Source organism: Ensifer sp. D2-11 (genome assembly GCF_054161295.1).
Map to the genome: position 1 here is coordinate 3339431 of NZ_CP096433.1, position 17129 is coordinate 3356559.

6 protein-coding genes are annotated in these 17129 nt (G+C 63.9%); 4 read left to right on the plus strand and 2 right to left on the minus strand.

Translation table 11 applies throughout. From position 1 onward, the window contains the following. The first annotated feature begins 117 nt into the window (after positions 1-117). A complete protein-coding gene (ndvB, locus tag M1D34_RS15930) occupies positions 118-8616 on the plus strand; it encodes a cyclic beta-(1,2)-glucan synthase (protein ID WP_498779874.1) in 8499 nt (2832 codons plus the stop codon). A gap of 177 nt (positions 8617-8793) precedes the next feature. Then, positions 8794-9951, plus strand: coding sequence for an OpgC family protein (locus M1D34_RS15935; RefSeq protein WP_027994093.1), 1158 nt, complete (start codon positions 8794-8796; stop codon positions 9949-9951). Positions 9952-10041: 90 nt separating this feature from the next. Here M1D34_RS15935 and M1D34_RS15940 read toward each other — a convergent pair whose 3' ends face one another. Both M1D34_RS15940 and M1D34_RS15945 read right to left on the minus strand, forming a co-directional pair. Next, complete coding sequence (locus M1D34_RS15940) at positions 10042-10164, minus strand: hypothetical protein (protein WP_498781745.1); 123 nt, start codon at positions 10162-10164, stop codon at positions 10042-10044. A gap of 233 nt (positions 10165-10397) precedes the next feature. Continuing rightward, positions 10398-12155: a glucan ABC transporter ATP-binding protein/ permease gene (locus M1D34_RS15945; RefSeq protein ID WP_028004583.1), complete on the minus strand. Its 1758-nt coding sequence runs from the start codon at positions 12153-12155 to the stop codon at positions 10398-10400. A 379-nt stretch (positions 12156-12534) separates the two neighbouring features. On the opposite strand from M1D34_RS15945, the gene M1D34_RS15950 reads away from it, so the two are divergent. Both M1D34_RS15950 and pyc read left to right on the plus strand, forming a co-directional pair. After that, the gene (locus M1D34_RS15950; RefSeq protein ID WP_003535227.1) at positions 12535-13275 is read left to right on the plus strand and encodes a helix-turn-helix transcriptional regulator; all 741 of its coding nucleotides are present in this window, start codon (positions 12535-12537) and stop codon (positions 13273-13275) included. A gap of 391 nt (positions 13276-13666) precedes the next feature. Continuing rightward, positions 13667-17125, plus strand: a complete 3459-nt coding sequence (gene pyc / locus M1D34_RS15955; RefSeq protein WP_498779877.1) for a pyruvate carboxylase — start codon at positions 13667-13669, stop codon at positions 17123-17125. Positions 17126-17129: the final 4 nt, after the last annotated feature.

A 17129-nucleotide genomic window follows, 5' to 3' on the forward strand; every position in this document is an offset into this window, starting at 1 on the left:
CACATGACCGTGTCTAGAAACGTGCCGGCGCCGTCTGCATCCTCGGGGTCGCAGCCACACCGGCAGAACAACGACAACCGGGCCGATCAGTCCCGAGTGGAACCAGAATCCGTACCCATGCTCCAGAACACAACGCAGTCCAATTTACCGCGCGAACCGGAAGCGAAGCAGATCGATTACAACGATTCGATCCGCTCGACCTATTTCTCGATAGACGACCTGCGAGCATGCGGCGCGAGCCTCGCCGAAAAAGGCACATCCGCTCTGCCGGGCTTCTTTCCTTTCGAATTTCGCGCCCGCCACCGGGAGAACGAAAAGGAAATCCTGCGCGTCTACCGGGCGACCGCGGCCGACGTGGAAGCCGGCGCCTCGATCACGCCTGCAGCCGAATGGCTGCTCGACAACCACCACGTCGTCGAAGAGGCGATCCAGGAGGTACGGCGCGACTTTCCGCGCCGGTTCTACCGGCAACTGCCGACCCTCTCGGTCTCCGGAACCGTCATCCCGCGCACGATGGCGCTTGCCTGGCTTTACGTTGCCCATACCCATAGTACCGTCACGCGGGAAAGCATCACCGCGATGGTGGAGGGCTTCCAGGAGCACGAGACCCTCAAGATCGGCGAGTTGTGGGCGCTGCCGTCGATCCTGCGTTTCGTCCTCATCGAAAATCTGAGGCGCATCGCCATCCGCGTCGAGCGCTCGCGCGGCATGCGGCGGAAGGCGAACGAGGTCGCCGACCAGCTCATCCGGCTGAACGATCCGGAAGGCTGCCGGACACTTCTGGTGGAGTCCGAGGCGCTCGCCGCCGACAACACCTTCATCGCACAGCTCCTTTACCGCATGCGTGACGGTTCGCAGAGCTCGGGTGCCGTCATCGCCTGGATCGAGGAGAGGCTGGAAAGGCGCGGCACCGATGTCGAGGAGGCGCTGGTAGCGGAGCAGAACCGCCTTTCGTCCGGCAACGCGACGATGAGCAATATCATCCGCAGCCTGCGCGAGATCGACGACACGGACTGGGCCGTCTGGTTCGAAAGCGTCAGCAAGATCGATGCGACGCTGCGCGAAGGGTCCGACTATGCGGCGCTCGATTTCGGATCGCGCAACACATATCGCGACACGATCGAGAAGCTCGCCCGCCGCTCCGGCCACAGCGAGCACGAAGTCACGGAGATCGCGATCGAGATGGTCGAGGAGGCGAAGGCCGCCGCGGCCGTCGAAGCGCCTCTGCAGGAGCCGAATGTCGGCTCCTTCCTCGTCGGCAAGCAGCGCCTGGCGCTCGAGAAGAGGATCGGCTATTCGCCCTCGATCTTCCAGCACCTCATCCGGTCGGTGCGCAAGCTCGACTGGTTCGCCATAGCCGGGCCGAACATTCTCTTGACGATCCTGGCGATGATCGTCGTCTATGCCTTCGTCAGCCCGATGGATATTCCGAGCGGCGCGAAGCTGATCATGCTCCTGCTCTTCGCGCTGCCTGCCTCCGAAGGCGCGATGGGGCTGTTCAACACGGTCTTCACGCTGTTCGCCAAACCCTCGCGGCTCGTCGGTTACGAGTTTCTCGACGGAATACCCGAGGATGCACGCACGCTGGTCGTGGTGCCTTGCCTGATTGCCAAGCGCGACCATGTGGACGAGCTCGTGCGCAACCTCGAGGTTCACTATCTCGCCAATCCGCGCGGCGAGATCTACTTCGCGCTCTTGAGCGATTGGGCCGACAGCAAGTCGGAGGAGGCGCCCGCCGACACGGATGTCCTGGAATATGCCAAGCGCGAGATTGCGTCTCTCTCTGCCCGCTATGCCTATGACGGCAAGACGCGGTTCTTCCTGCTGCACCGCCGCCGCCTCTACAACGAGGCCGAGGGCGTGTGGATGGGATGGGAGCGCAAGCGTGGCAAGCTGCACGAGTTGAACCTGCTGCTTCGCGGCGACCGCGATACCTCCTTCCTTCAGGGCGCCAACATGGTGCCGGAGGGCGTGCAATATGTGATGACGCTCGACTCCGACACGCGTCTCATGCGCGACGCGGTGACCAAGCTCGTCGGCAAGCTCTATCACCCGATCAACAGGCCGGTCGTCAATCCGAGGACACAGGAGGTCGTGACCGGCTACAGCCTCCTGCAGCCGCGCGTTACGCCGTCGCTCACCACCGGCAGCGAGGCCTCGGCCTTCCAGCGCATCTTCACCATCAATCGCGGCATCGACCCTTACGTCTTCACCGTTTCGGACGTCTATCAGGACATTGCCGGCGAAGGCAGCTTCACCGGCAAGGGCCTCTATCATGTCGACGCCTTCGAGGCTGCTCTCAAGAGCAGGATCGAAGAAAATGCGGTGCTCAGCCACGACCTTCTCGAAGGTTCCTATGCGCGTTGCGCGCTGGTCACCGACATCGAGCTCGTCGAGGATTTTCCGATCCGCTACGAGGTCGAGATGTCGCGCCAGCATCGTTGGGCGCGGGGCGACTGGCAGCTGCTGCCGTATATCTTCAATCCGAAGAACGGCCTGTCGATGCTCGGGCGCTGGAAGATGTACGACAACCTGCGCCGCTCGCTCATTCCGGTCGCCTGGCTCGCCGCCTCGGTCATGGGCTGGTACTACATGGAGCCGACCCCGGCGCTGATCTGGCAGCTCGTGCTGATTTTCAGCCTGTTCGTCGCGCCGACGCTGTCGCTGATTTCCGGGATCATGCCGCGGCGCAACGACATCGTCGCGCGTGCGCATCTCCACACGGTGCTGTCGGATATCCGCGCCGCAAACGCGCAGGTCGCGCTGCGCATCGTCTTCATCGCCCATAATGCCGCGATGATGGCGGATGCGATCGTGCGCTCTCTCTATCGCACCTTCGTCAGCCGCAAGCTTATGCTCGAATGGCGCACCGCCGCGCAGGTGCAGAGCGCCGGCCATGGTTCGATCGGCGACTACTTCCGCGCGATGTGGACCGCACCGGCGCTTGCGCTCGTGTCGCTGGCGCTTGCAGCCATCTCCGATACGGGGCTGCCCTTCATCGGGCTGCCCTTTGCCCTTATCTGGGCCGCCTCGCCGGCGGTTGCCTGGTTCGTCAGCCAGTCCGCCGAGACCGAAGACCAGCTCGTCGTTTCCGAGGAGGCGATCGAGGAGATGCGCAAGATCGCCCGGCGGACATGGCGCTATTTCGAGGCGTTCGTCACTGCCGAGCAGAACTTCCTGCCACCGGACAACTTCCAGGAAACGCCGCAGCCGGTGCTCGCGGAGCGAACCTCGCCGACGAATATCGGCGTCTATCTCCTGTCGGTCATGTCGGCCCGGTCCTTCGGCTGGATCGGTTTCGAGGAGACGATCACGCGCCTCGAGCAGACGATCGCCACGATCGACCGCATGCCGAAATATCGCGGCCATCTCTTCAACTGGTATCGCACGCGCGGCCTCGAACCGATGGAGCCGCGCTATGTCTCCTCGGTCGACAGCGGAAACCTCGCCGGACACCTGATCGCGGTCTCGTCCATGTGCCGCGAATGGGCCGAAGCGCCCTCCGCCCACGTCCAGGGCAATCTCGACGGCATCGGCGACGTCGCGGCGATTCTGAAGGAGGCGTTGAACGAGCTTCCCGACGATCGCAAGACCGTACGGCCGCTCAGGCGTCTGGTCGAGGAACGCATCGCCGGCTTCCAGAACGCACTTGCGGCGGTCAAGCGCGAGCGCGAATTCGCCTCCATCCGGGTGATCAACCTCGCGGTGCTCGCACGCGACATGCACAAGCTGACGGTCAATCTCGACCATGAGGTGCGCACCGTCCAGAGCGGCGAAGTGGCGACATGGGCGGGCTCGCTGGTGGCAGCCTGCGAGGCGCATATCGCCGACGGCGTCTTCGACCTCGGTGCCATCGAGGCTCTGCGCCAGCGTCTGCTGGTGCTCAAGGAGCGCGCGCGCGACATCGCCTTCTCGATGGACTTCAGCTTCCTGTTCCGGCCGGAGCGGCGGCTGCTGTCGATCGGCTACCGGGTCAACGCCAATGAGCTCGACGAGGCCTGCTACGACCTGCTCGCCTCCGAGGCGCGGCTGACGAGCCTTTTCGCGATCGCCAAGGGGGATCTGCCGACCGAGCACTGGTACAAGCTCGGCCGCCCGATCGTGCCGATCGGCGCGCGTGGTGCGCTCGTCTCCTGGTCGGGTTCGATGTTCGAATATCTGATGCCCCCGCTCGTCATGCAGGAGCGGCAGGGCGGCATCCTCAACCAGACCAACAATCTGGTAGTCCAGGAGCAGATCAATCACGGCCGGCGGCTCGGAACGCCCTGGGGCATTTCCGAGGCGGCCTTCAATGCGCGCGACCACGAGCTGACCTACCAGTATACGAACTTCGGCGTGCCGACGCTGGGCCTGAAGCGCGGCCTCGGGCAGAACGCCGTCATCGCGCCTTACGCGTCCATTCTCGCCTGCATGTACGATCCGAAATCGGCGCTCGCCAATCTGGCGCGGCTCCGGGAGGTCGGTGCGCTTGGGGCCTACGGCTATCACGACGCCGTCGATTTCACGCCGACGCGCGTGCCGGAAGGCCAGAAATGCGCCGTCGTGCGCAACTATTATGCCCATCATCACGGCATGTCGGTCGCCGCGGTCGCCAATGTCGTCTTCAACGGGCAGCTGCGCGAGTGGTTCCACGCCGATCCCGTCATCGAGGCCGCCGAACTCCTCCTGCAGGAAAAGGCCCCGCGTGACATCCCGGTCATGGCAGCCAAGCGCGAGCCGGAAGCGCTGGGCAAGGGCCAGGCCGATCTCCTGCGCCCCGAAGTCCGCGTCGTCGAAGACCCGATCAATCAGGACCGCGAGACGGTGCTTCTGTCGAACGGTCACTACTCCGTCATGTTGACGGCGACCGGGGCGGGCTATGCCCGCTGGAACGGCCAGTCGGTCACGAGATGGACTCCGGACCCGGTAGAGGACAGGACGGGGACCTTCATCTTCCTTCGCGACACGGTGACGGGTGACTGGTGGTCGGCCACGGCCGAGCCCCGGCGTGCGCCGGGCGAAAAGACCGTTACCCGCTTCGGCGACGACAAGGCCGAATTCGTCAAGACCGTCGGCGATCTGACAAGCGAGGTGGAATGCATCGTCGCGACCGAGCACGATGCCGAAGGCCGCCGGGTTATCCTGCTCAACACGGGCACGGAAGACCGGTTCATCGAGGTGACCTCCTATGCCGAGCCGGTGCTTGCGATGGACGATGCCGACAGCTCGCACCCGACCTTCTCGAAGATGTTCCTGCGCACCGAGATCAGCCGTCACGGAGACGTGATATGGGTCTCGCGCAACAAGCGAAGCCCCGGCGATCCGGACATCGAGGTCGCCCATCTCGTCACCGACAATGCCGGCAGCGAGCGCCACACGCAGGCGGAAACCGATCGCCGGCGCTTCCTCGGCCAGGGCCGCACGCTTGCCGAGGCGGCCGCATTCGACCCGGGCGCCACGCTTTCCGGCACCGACGGCTTCACGCTCGATCCGATCGTGTCGCTCCGCCGCGTCGTACGCGTGCCGGCGGGCAAGAAAGTGAGCGTCATCTTCTGGACGATCGCCGCCCCGGACAGGGAAGGCGTCGACCGGGCGATCGACCGCTACCGGCATCCGGAAACCTTCAATCACGAGCTCATCCATGCCTGGACCCGCAGCCAGGTGCAGATGCGCCATGTCGGGATCACCTCGAAGGAGGCCGCGAGCTTCCAGATGCTCGGCCGCTATCTCGTCTATCCGGATATGCACCTTCGCGCCGACGCGGAGACCGTCAAGACCGGGCTCGCCTCGCAATCGGCGCTGTGGCCGCTGGCGATCTCCGGCGACTTCCCGATCTTCTGCCTCAGGATCAACGACGACGGCGATCTCGGCATCGCCCGCGAGGCCTTGCGGGCGCAGGAATATCTGAGAGCTCGCGGCATCACCGCCGATCTGGTGGTGGTCAACGAGCGCGCCTCCTCCTACGCGCAGGACCTGCAGCACACGCTCGACTCGATGTGCGAGAATTTGAGGCTTCGCGGCCTTTCGGACGGCCCGCGCCAGCACATATTTGCGGTGCGCCGGGACCTTATGGAACCGGAAACCTGGTCGACGCTGATCTCGGCATCCCGCGCCGTCTTCCATGCGCGCAACGGCACGATCTCGGATCAGATAGCCCGCGCCACATCGCTCTACTCCAAACCTTCCGAAAAGAAGGAGGAGGGCGCCGAGATGCTGCTGCCGGTGATACGGGAGGCCGACGCGCGGACGGCGGTCGACCTCGATGGCGGCGACCTGGATTTCTGGAACGGCTTCGGCGGCTTTGCCGAGGACGGCCGAGAATATGCCGTGCGGCTGCGCGGAGGCGAGGCGACGCCGCAGCCCTGGATCAACGTCATCTCCAACGAGCAGTTCGGCTTCCATGTCTCCGCCGAAGGTGCGGCCTTCTCCTGGAGCCGCAATTCGCGCGACTATCAGTTGACGCCCTGGACCAACGACGCGGTCGTCAATCGTCCGGGCGAGGCGATCTTCGTGCGCGACATGGCAAGCGGCGCGGTGCTGACGCCCTATGCCGCACTGTCGCGGCGCAAGTCCGCCCTGTTCGAAACCCGTCACGGCCTCGGCTATTCGCGCTTTCTCAGCACACAGGACGAGCTCGAGATCGAGGCCATGCATACGGTCCACAGGACCTTGCCGGCCAAGCTCGTACGGCTGACGATCCGCAACCGCAGTTCGGCCGCGCGCAAGCTGCGCGTCTACGGCTATGCGGAATGGGTGCTCGGCAACAATCGCAGCCGTACCGCGCCCTTCGTCCTCAGCGAGTGGGACGAAAGCGCGAAGACGCTCGTCGCCACCAATCCCTACAGCATCGATTATCCGGGCCGGTGCGCGTTCTTCGCCAGCGACGGCGATATCGCCGGCTATACGGCGAGCCGGCGGGAATTCCTTGGCCGGGCCGGAGGAATCCTCGCCCCGCAGGCAGTGATATCAGGCGCCGAGCTCACCGGATCGACGGATGTGGACGGGGATGCCTGCGCGGCGCTCGCGACGGATATCACCGTCGAGGCCGGCGTGGAGCGACAGGTCACCTTCTTCCTCGGTGATGCCGACAATTCCGATCAGGTGCGAGCCGTCCTGGAGGAACTCAGGGCGGACAGTTTCGGCGCCGCGCTCGATGCGGCGAAGGCGTTCTGGGGGGATTTCACCGGAGTCGTGAAGGTGGAGACGCCCGATCGGGCCTTCAACCACATGATCAACCACTGGCTTCCCTACCAGGCGCTCGGCTGCCGGATCATGGCACGCTCGGCCTTCTACCAGGCAAGCGGTGCCTTCGGTTTCCGCGATCAGCTGCAGGACACGCTCGCCTTCCTCATCCATCGGCCGGCGCTTGCCCGTGCGCAGATTCTCAATGCCGCGGCGCGGCAGTTCGTCGAAGGCGACGTGCAGCATTGGTGGCTGCCCGGAACGGACGCGGGCGTCCGCACGATGATCTCGGACGACGTGGTCTGGCTCGCACACGCGGTTGCGCATTATTGCGCCGTCACCGGCGAGGAAGACATCCTCAAGGAGAAAGTTCCCTTCATCACCGGGCCGGCTCTGCAAGAGGGCCAGCACGACAGCTTCTACAAGCCGGATGTGGCCGACGAGGTGGGCGACGTCTACGAGCATTGCGCCCGTGCGCTCGATCTCGCCATCCACCGGACCGGTGCCAACGGTCTGCCGCTCATTCTCGGCGGCGACTGGAACGACGGTATGAACCGGGTCGGGGAGGCCGGGGAGGGCACGAGTGTCTGGCTCGGCTGGTTCCTGGCCGGCACCCTGCGTGCGTTCCTGCCCTATGCCCGTGCCCGGAAGGACAAGCCGCGCGTGGCGCTATGGGAGCGGCATCTCGAAGCACTGAAGGATGCGCTCGAACAGGCAGGTTGGGACGGCGACTACTACCGCCGCGGCTATTACGACGACGGCACGCCGCTCGGATCGGCGGAGAACGGCGAGTGCCGCATCGATTCGATCGCGCAATCCTGGAGCACGCTTTCGGGAGAGGGCGACAAGGAGCGCTCGCTGCGCGCAATGGACGCGGTGATGGCGGAGCTCGTCGATCCCGAAAAGCGTATCGTCCGGCTGTTCACGCCGCCGCTCGAGACGACGAAGCAGGACCCGGGCTACATCAAGGCCTATCCCCCGGGCGTGCGCGAGAATGGCGGTCAATATACCCACGCGGCCACCTGGGTGGTGCTGGCATTCGCTGCTCAGGAGCGGGCGGAGGAGGCCTGGCGCACCTTCCGCATGCTCAACCCCGTGTCGCATGCTCTCAGCCAGGCGGACGCCGAGCATTATCGTGTCGAGCCCTATGTGGTTGCTGCCGATATCTATGGTGAGGGCGCGCTTGCCGGCCGCGGCGGCTGGACCTGGTACACGGGCTCCGCCGGCTGGCTCTACCGCGCCGGCGTCGAGGGGATCCTCGGCATCCGCAAGAGAGGCGACAAGCTCTTGATCCGCCCGGTCCTGCCCTCCGAATGGCCGGGCTATTCGGCCGAAGTGCGCGTGAACGGCACCACGCACCGGATTTCCGTCAGCCGCGATTCAAAAAGTGGTGAACCGGTCGTAAGTGTAAATAATAGTGTCACAAAAAACGCGCATGAAGGGGTTTTGCTGTAGCTGCCGGACTTGAAGCATGAGCTGAACCGGCTTTGTATCCGTCAGGGCAAGGCCGGTTTTTGTTTGCCCAGGTTCGTTATTCATTCATGGCGTCGGCGCGGCCCGGATCGAGCCGGCACGGCGGCGCCGGTTTCAACAGGGGTGGGGCGGGGCGCCAAATCCCGGATATCGACGCGCATGCTGCAAAAGACTTTTGAGGGCGGCAACGATCAGAGAGGGGTCGCCCATCCGGTGCCGACCGGGCGCGACACACGCCTAGACGTTTTTCGGGCCCTCTGCCTGCTGACCATCTTCGTCAACCATGTACCGGGCCAATATCTCGAATATCTGACGCACAAGAATTTCGGCTTTTCCGATTCGGCGGAGGCCTTCGTGCTGATTTCCGGCCTGTCGGTCGGGGCGGCCTATTCCGGCAAGTTCCTGGCCGGCGGCCGGCTCGCCCTCACGCTGAAGATATGGCGGCGCGCCCTGGCGCTCTACGTCGCGCACATCATGACGAGCGTGGTGACGCTTGCGATCTTCGCCGGCGGGGCCCTCTATTTCGGCCGTCAGGAACTGATCGGCGAGATCAACATCCGGCCGATCGTCGAGCAGACGGAGCAGGGGATCGTCGCCATGGTCCTGCTCGGGCACCAGCTCGGCTACAACAACATTCTGTCGATGTATGCGGTGCTGTTCCTGCTGCTGCCCGGTTTCCTGTGGCTGAATGCCGTCCGCCCCAGATTGCTGCTCGCGTTTTCGGCAACGCTCTGGCTCGCTGCCGGCTGCTTCAAAATGGTGCCCTATAACTTTCTCGACGACGGCTACTGGTTCCTCAATCCCTGGTCCTGGCAGTTCCTGTTCGTGATCGGCATCCTGTGCATGAGCCATGTGCGGCGGGGCGGCAGTCTGCCGCGAAGCCCCTGGCTCCTTGGCCTTTCCGTCGCCTATCTCGCGATTTCCGCCTTCTGGGTGCTGTTTTCCTGGTGGAACATCGATCTCTCCTTCGGGCTGCCTGCGGTGCTGACCGGCTTCGACAAGACCTTCCTGTCGCTGACGCGGCTGCTGCATGTGCTGGCGCTCGCCTATATTCTCGCAACCGTTCCTGTCTTCAGCCGGCTGACGCGGGTCGGAAGCAACCATCCCCTGGTGATGATCGGGCGCCATTCGCTTGCCGTCTTCATCTTCGGGACGATCCTCGCAATGGCGGGCCAGGTGCTGCTTCTCGTCACCGACCGGGACCGGATCATCGGCACAATCTTCGTCATCGGCGGCATCGGCCTGCACTTCGCCTATGCTTATTACCTCGAATGGCTGAAGGAAGTGTCCGTGGCGCCGCCGCTGAAGGCGGCGTGAGGGATACCTTTATCCGCACGCAGGGAGCAGAGTCGCCCTGCCGCGTGCCCCAATTGGCGAGATAGAGGGGCAGGTCGAAGAAGCGTTCCATTAGTTCGTGAAGCTCGTCGCAGAGATCCGCGCCCGCGAGGAGAAGTCGCGCAGCATTCCCTGCTCGCCCTTCGTCAGCGACCTGTCGGGCGCCTGAAACTCGTAGAACTGATATTCACTCATTGAATGCAGGTCTCCCGGAATTGGACGGAGCAGGCCCAGTGCTTTCCAGCGACGGACGAAAGTGTGTGCCGAGGGGCAGTCTTCTCCCGATCGCCGTGGAGGTGCAAGCCGTGGATTATCCCCAAGCGCTCCGGTCGTGCCGGCAGCGCCGTGCGCCGAATGGCAGCCGACTTTCCCGGTCAACAAAAAATGCCCCGGAATCCGGGGCATCCTGTTGCAATCCAGTGAGGCGATCACGCCGCCGTAAGGCTCTTGCGGACATCCTCGTCCGTCAGGATACCGCTGGCGCGAAGCAGCGCGGCGAAGCGGCCGTTGCTCTGGCTGAGTTCGTGGAAGCCGCCCATTTCCACGATCCGGCCCTGATCCATGAAGATGACCAGATCGGCTTCCCGCACGGTCGACAGGCGGTGGGCGATGATGAAGGTCGTCCGGTCCTTGCGCAAGGCGTCGATGGCATCCTTGACGCGGGCCTCGGTCTCGACGTCGAGCGCGCTGGTCGCCTCGTCGAGCACCAGGATCGGCGCATTCTTCAGGATCGCGCGGGCAATCGCGACGCGCTGGCGTTCGCCGCCCGACAGGCGGTTGCCGCGTTCGCCGACGACCGTGTCGTAGCCGTTGAGGCGGTCCTCGATGAAGTCGCTCGCGGCGGCGGCCTCGGCGGCGGCCATCACCTCGTCCAGAGAGGCGTCCTCACGGCCAAGGCGAATATTTTCGCCGATCGAGCGGTTCATGAGGCCGGCATCCTGGAAGACCGTGGCGATCGACCGGCGCAGCGACTTGCGGGTGACGGTCGCGATGTCCACGCCGTCGATGAGGATCTGGCCGTGTTTCGGCTCGTGGACCCGCTGCAGGAGGTTGACGAGCGTGGTCTTCCCGGCACCGGTCGGGCCGACGATGGCGATCGTCTGGCCGGCCTTCGCCTTGAACGAGACGTTGCGCACGCCCTGGGCCGAGTTTGCGAAGTCGAAGGAAATGTCCCTGAATTCGACCTCGCCGACGACACCCTTCAGTTCCCCGGCATCGGCCGGTTCCTCGCGGTCCTGCACGGAATCCTCGAGCTGGAAGAAGTCTTCGAGCTTGGCGCGGGCTTCGAAGATCTGGGTGGCGAAGGCCTTCATCTGGTCGAGGCGGCCGATCAGCAGATTGGCGAAGCCGATGAAAGCGATCACTTCGCCGACGCCGAGCTCGCCGCGCTGCACCAGCACGGTGCCGATGACGAGGATCGCCATCATCGAGATCGTCGATGCGATGCGGTTGAGGCCGCTCGCCAAAGCCCACCAGTCGAGCACCGGATACTGGGCCGACAGCAGGCGCTGCGTGAACTTCTTCAGTTCGCGCGTTTCAGCCTCGATCCGATTGTAGCTGTGAACCACCGAAACATTGCTGATCGAGTCGGACACGTGCGAGAAGACCGTGTGGTAATGTCCCTCGACGGCAGCCTGGCCCTCCTTCGTGCGGCTCATCACGACCTTGCTGATCATCACATAGGCCGCACCGAGCACCACGAGGATGAGCGACAGGCGGACGTCCATAGCAAAGGCGGTCGGAATCAGAAGCATGAGCGCCACCGCCGTCGCCAGATGCTGCCGCATGAATTCGAGCCAGAGGCCGAAGAGCGTCTCGCAGGCGCGCAGCAGCGTATGCAGCGCATTGGAGGTGCCGCGCTGGCTGTGCCATGAGAGAGGCATCGAGACGATCCGGCCGAAGGCTTCGGTCAGGAGCGAAGCGCGGCGACCATGCGCGAGACGGTCCGCCTCGCGGGAGACGAGCACGAAGGCGATCGTATTGAAGACGCCGAAGCCCGCCCACAGGAGCAGCATCGGCGCGACGTCCTTCTGTGACGAGATCGCGTCGATGATTCGGCCGAACAGAATCGGCTCCGCAATGGTGATGGCAGCCAGGACGATATTGGCTATGACGATCGCCCCGACGCGAAACTTGTGGACAGCAAGATACTGAAGCGCTCTTGCATACACCTGAAACAAGGACACTGTCTCACCCCTTTCGGGTATCGGAATTGGCGCCGCAACGGCACGATGCGGCAATGCGTTGCGTCTTGAACCGACGGCAAGGATGATCTTCATCCACCTTGCGTGCCGGCAAAGCCGCGGGTGACGGCCTTTGCGTTCTCCCCAAAAAACGCGGTAGACGGGGCGGATCAGCGAGAAGGATCATCCGATACCATGGGAGGGTTGGCGGGATGATTCATCGTTAGCTATCTTGATGCCTCGACTCCGAGTTTTTGCAGGTTTCCTGCAAGACCGGGCGTGATATGAAGAATTATCGCGGTTGCAACATGAATGGCTTCTGAACGGCGTATTCACATGGCCTGGCGGGTTGCGCGGCGCGTTTTTGATTTGAGGATGCTCTATGAATATTACGTTGCTCGTACAGTTTCTGGCGCTACTGGAAGAGATGAAGACGCGCGAGGAGATCCTGCCCGAGTTCGAGCGCCTGCTCGACCGCTGCGGTTTCGACTTCTACGGCATCGTGCGTCAGCCGAAACCGCATGAGAATCCGCTGAGACTTCTTCTGGCCGGACGCTGGCCGGAGGGCTGGCCGCAAATCTACATCCGCAAGAAATACGTCGTGATCGATCCGACCATTCGCTTCCTCGGGCATGCCCAGCGCGGCTTCCGCTGGCGCGACACGCTCGTGGCCTTCCGCTCGGACCCGCACCGCAAGCGCATGGAAAGCATGATGGTCGAGGCGCGCAATCATGGCCTCTTCGACGGCTATATCTTTCCCGTCCACGGCCGGCGCGGGCTCATGGGCAACCTGACCGTGGGCGGCCGTGTGGTCGATCTTAGCCCGGTGGAGTTGAGCCTTTTCGACGCCATCGCCAAGCGGCTGTTCTGGAAGCTGCTCGAACTCACCGATCCGGAGATCATGGCGGAACTCGTCTCGCGCGTCGAAGTCCAGATGACGCGGCGCGAAATGGAGGCGCTCCACTATCTCGCCGACGGAATGACGTCGAACGACATCGGCAAGGTCCTCGACATTTCCAGCCACACGGTCGACTGGTACATGAACGGCATCCAGGAAAAGTTGAAGGCGAAGAACCGCCATCACGTCGTGGCGATCGCCTTCCGCCTGGGACTGATCTCCTGACGGCACAAGCCGAAGTGCAGCGCCTCGACCGGATTCGAAAGGGGTCGCGCTCCCTCCCCTTCATTCCTGTGCCCGTCACAGGAATCCGGCCAGCCCACGTCCTGTAGAAGTTAGAGCGGGATGCGGGCGGAAAACCGCACACACTTTTCCTCATCCCGCTCTAGGCTGACAGGACGTCTTCCCCGCCGCAGACGCGGCGGTGCTGGCTCCCTGTGACAAGCACAGGGTCAGGGAGGTTCCGAATGTTCACGCCACTCTCGTGCACCGTGCTCCTGACCGAATGGGTCAGCGTTCATGTCGCATCTGAAATTGCGCTTCATTCCTTGACTCGCTAATAGTTCTTTTCGCGGGTGCAGCATTCCCGCGTGTCCAAGTCTATGAGGAGTCCGACTTGTCCATTTCCAAGATCCTTGTTGCCAACCGTTCCGAAATCGCCATCCGCGTCTTCCGCGCGGCCAATGAGCTGGGGCTTAAAACGGTCGCGATATGGGCTGAGGAGGATAAGCTGGCGCTGCACCGCTTCAAGGCGGACGAGAGTTATCAGGTCGGACGCGGGCCGCACCTTCCCCGCGACCTCGGACCGATCGAGAGCTATCTGTCGATCGACGAGGTGATCCGCGTCGCCAAGCTCTCCGGCGCCGACGCCATACATCCGGGCTATGGGCTGCTCTCCGAAAGCCCGGAATTCGCCGAGGCCTGTGCCGCAAACGGCATCACCTTCATCGGCCCCAAGCCGGAGACGATGCGCCAGCTCGGCAACAAGGTCGCGGCCCGCAACCTCGCGATCTCGATCGGCGTGCCGGTCGTGCCGGCGACCGAGCCTCTGCCGGACGACCCGGAAGAGATCAAGCGACTGGCCGAGGAGATCGGCTATCCGGTGATGCTGAAGGCCTCCTGGGGCGGCGGCGGCCGCGGCATGCGGGCGATCCGCGACCCCAAGGACCTGATCCGCGAGGTGACCGAGGCCAAGCGCGAGGCCAAGGCCGCCTTCGGCAAGGACGAGGTCTATCTCGAAAAGCTCGTCGAGCGCGCCCGTCACGTCGAAAGCCAGATCCTCGGCGACACGCACGGCAATGTCGTCCATCTTTTCGAGCGCGACTGCTCGATCCAGCGTCGCAACCAGAAGGTCGTGGAGCGGGCGCCGGCGCCCTATCTCAATGATGCGCAGCGCCAGGAACTCGCGGATTATTCGCTGAAGATCGCCAGGGCGACCAACTATATCGGCGCAGGCACCGTCGAGTATCTGATGGATTCCGATACCGGCAAGTTCTACTTCATCGAGGTCAATCCGCGCATCCAGGTCGAGCATACGGTCACCGAGGTCGTCACCGGCATCGATATCGTCAAGGCGCAGATCCATATTCTCGACGGCTTCGCCATCGGTGCGCCGGAATCGGGCGTGCCGCGCCAGGAGGACATCCGCCTCAACGGCCATGCGCTGCAGTGCCGCATCACGACGGAAGACCCGGAGCAGAACTTCATTCCGGATTATGGCCGCATCACCGCCTATCGCGGCGCCACCGGCTTCGGCATCCGCCTCGACGGCGGCACCGCCTATTCCGGCGCGGTGATCACCCGTTACTACGATCCGCTGCTCGAGAAGGTCACCGCCTGGGCGCCGAACCCGGGCGAGGCGATCCAGCGGATGATTCGTGCGCTGCGAGAATTCCGCATCCGCGGCGTGGCGACCAACCTCACCTTCCTCGAGGCTATCATCAGCCACCCGAAGTTCCACGACAACAGCTATACGACGCGCTTCATCGACACGACGCCGGAATTGTTCCAGCAGGTCAAGCGCCAGGACCGCGCCACCAAGCTTCTCACCTATCTCGCCGACGTCACCGTCAACGGCCATCCGGAAGTCAAGGGCCGGCCGAAACCTTCCGACGATATCGCCGCGCCGGTCGTGCCGTTCATCGGCGGCGATGTGAAGCCCGGCACGAAGCAGCGCCTCGACCAGCTCGGCCCGAAGAAATTCGCCGAATGGGTGAAGGCGCAGCCGCAGGTGCTGATCACCGACACGACGATGCGCGACGGCCACCAATCGCTTCTCGCCACGCGCATGCGCACCTACGACATCGCCCGCATCGCCGGCACCTATGCGCGGGCGCTGCCCAACCTCTTTTCGCTCGAATGCTGGGGGGGCGCGACCTTCGACGTGTCGATGCGCTTCCTCACGGAAGACCCGTGGGAGCGGCTGGCAATGGTGCGCGAGGGTGCGCCGAACCTGCTCCTGCAGATGCTTCTGCGCGGCGCCAACGGCGTCGGCTACAAGAACTATCCGGACAATGTCGTCAAATATTTCGTCCGCCAGGCCGCGAAGGGCGGCATCGACGTCTTCCGCGTCTTCGACTGCCTGAACTGGGTCGAGAACATGCGCGTGGCGATGGACGCGGTGGCCGAGGAGGACAGGATCTGCGAGGCGGCGATCTGCTACACCGGAGACATCCTCAATTCCGCCCGGCCGAAATACGACCTGAAATACTACACGGCGCTTGCGGCCGAGCTGGAAAAGGCCGGCGCCCACATGATCGCCGTCAAGGACATGGCCGGGCTCCTGAAGCCGGCCGCGGCGCGTGTGCTTTTCAAGGCGCTCAAGGAAGCGACCGGCCTGCCGATCCATTTTCACACGCACGACACTTCCGGAATTGCGGCGGCGACCGTGCTCGCCGCAGTCGAGTCGGGCGTCGATGTCGTCGATGCGGCGATGGACGCGCTCTCCGGAAACACCTCTCAGCCCTGCCTCGGCTCGATCGTCGAAGCGCTGTCCGGCTCGGAGCGCGACCCGGGCCTCGATCCGGAATGGATCCGCCGCATCTCCTTCTACTGGGAGGCGGTACGCCATCAATATGCGGCCTTCGAAAGCGACCTCAAGGGGCCGGCTTCGGAAGTCTATCTGCACGAGATGCCGGGCGGCCAGTTCACCAACCTGAAGGAACAGGCCCGCTCGCTCGGCCTCGAGACCCGCTGGCACGAGGTGGCGCAGGCCTATGCCGACGCCAACCGGATGTTCGGCGATATCGTCAAGGTGACGCCGTCTTCCAAGGTCGTCGGCGACATGGCTCTGATGATGGTCTCCCAGGATCTGACGGTCGCCGATGTCGAGAATCCGGGCAAGGACATCGCCTTCCCGGAATCGGTCGTCTCCATGCTCAAGGGCGATCTCGGCCAACCGCCGGGCGGCTGGCCGGAGGCGCTGCAGAAGAAGGCGCTGAAAGGCGAGGAGCCCTATGACGCGCGTCCGGGCTCGCTGCTCGAAGACGCGGATCTCGACGCCGAGCGCAAGGGCATCGAGGAGAAGCTCGGCCGCGAAGTGACCGATTTCGAGTTCGCCTCCTACCTCATGTATCCGAAGGTCTTCACCGATTATGCGGTGGCCTGCGAGACCTACGGCCCGGTCAGCGTGCTGCCGACGCCCGCCTATTTCTACGGGATGGCGCCGGGTGAGGAACTCTTCGCCGACATCGAGAAGGGCAAGACGCTCGTCATCCTCAACCAGGCGCAGGGGGAGATCGACGAGAAGGGCATGGTCAAGATGTTCTTCGAAATGAACGGGCAGCCGCGTTCCATCAAGGTACCCGACCGCAACCGCGGCGCCTCGGCTGCCGTCCGCCGCAAGGCGGAAGCCGGCAACGCCGCCCATCTCGGCGCGCCGATGCCGGGCGTGATCTCGACCGTCGCGGTGGCCTCCGGCCAATCAGTCAAGGCCGGAGACGTGCTGCTCTCCATCGAGGCGATGAAGATGGAGACGGCGCTTCACGCCGAGAAGGACGGGGTGATTTCCGAGGTGCTCGTAAGGGCCGGCGATCAGATCGATGCGAAGGATCTGCTGGTGGTGTTCGGGGGTTAAGCAC

What these genes read in the sequence shown, in the direction of transcription:
- M1D34_RS15940 (WP_498781745.1), bottom strand. Translation starts at nt 10,164, where the DNA reads ATGAGTGAATATCAGTTCTACGAGTTTCAGGCGCCCGACAGGTCGCTG.
- ndvB (WP_498779874.1), top strand. Translation starts at nt 118, where the DNA reads ATGCTCCAGAACACAACGCAGTCCAATTTACCGCGCGAACCGGAAGCG.
- M1D34_RS15950 (WP_003535227.1), top strand. Translation starts at nt 12,535, where the DNA reads ATGAATATTACGTTGCTCGTACAGTTTCTGGCGCTACTGGAAGAGATG.
- M1D34_RS15935 (WP_027994093.1), top strand. Translation starts at nt 8,794, where the DNA reads ATGCTGCAAAAGACTTTTGAGGGCGGCAACGATCAGAGAGGGGTCGCC.